This is a genomic window from Italian clover phyllody phytoplasma str. MA1 (genome assembly GCF_000300695.1).
GTDB lineage: Bacteria > Bacillota_I > Bacilli_A > Acholeplasmatales > Acholeplasmataceae > Phytoplasma.
The window spans coordinates 1-792 of record NZ_AKIM01000166.1; the positions used below are offsets into that span (position 1 = coordinate 1).

The window sequence follows — 792 nt, forward strand, 5'->3', positions numbered from 1 at the left end:
AACCTAATTTATTTTGAGGTGAAGGAGTATGATTAGGATCTTTATCGTTGCCTGTTACTTTATTATAAATATACTCGATAACTTGACGAATTGGTTGAGTGGCTTTATCATAAAACACTTTAGTTTTAGCTGCTGCATCACCAGTAAAAGTGTTGATTTGATTTAAAACTTCAGGAAAGAATTTGAAAAGCGTCCAATAAATCGCCCCACCAATTAATAATAATGGGATGAACCATTTAAGGATATTAAAGAAAGTTTTAATGATTTTAAGAAACCAGTTTTCTTTTTTAGCTTGTGTTTCAATAATTATTTTAGGAGTTGGAGTTTTTCTTTTGATAATTATTTTATTAGATTTATTGTTTTTGGATTGATGTGATTTTTTATTGTTTTTTGATTGATTTTTTTTAGTTTCAATTATTTTTTTTGACATATGATTTTACTCGCTTTCTTGATTAGATTTATTTTGATTTATTATCATTTCTTCTAAATTATCTATATTTTCATTAATTTTTTGAAAATTACTTTGGGTTTCTTTTTGAAATGCATCCATTTCTTTTTCTATAAGGTTAATTTTTGCTTTTAAATTATTATTATTGAAATTACAGATTATTATTGTTGTTAAAGTAAAAATTATTAAACAAATATAAGGTGAATATTTTTGAATAATTTTCATTTTGTTTTCTCGCTTTCTTTTTGATTTTTAAAGTTTTTTTAAAATAAAAAAGACTCTAATTTAGAGTCTTTTAATATTGGTGGAATTATTTTTGATTATTCTTTTGAGATATTGCGTGA

At 23.1% G+C, this 792-nt stretch carries 1 protein-coding gene and 1 pseudogene; both read right to left on the reverse strand.

Annotated elements, in window-relative coordinates; translation table 11 throughout:
* Window positions 1-430, reverse strand: a pseudogene (locus tag RI01_RS03145) (hypothetical protein); the annotation flags it as partial.
* Window positions 431-436: 6 nt separating this feature from the next.
* Entirely contained in the window at window positions 437-673 is a 237-nt protein-coding gene (locus RI01_RS03150) for a hypothetical protein (protein ID WP_017193219.1), read from the reverse strand.
* Window positions 674-792: the final 119 nt, after the last annotated feature.

What these genes read in the sequence shown, in the direction of transcription:
- RI01_RS03150 (WP_017193219.1), bottom strand. Translation starts at nt 673, where the DNA reads ATGAAAATTATTCAAAAATATTCACCTTATATTTGTTTAATAATTTTT.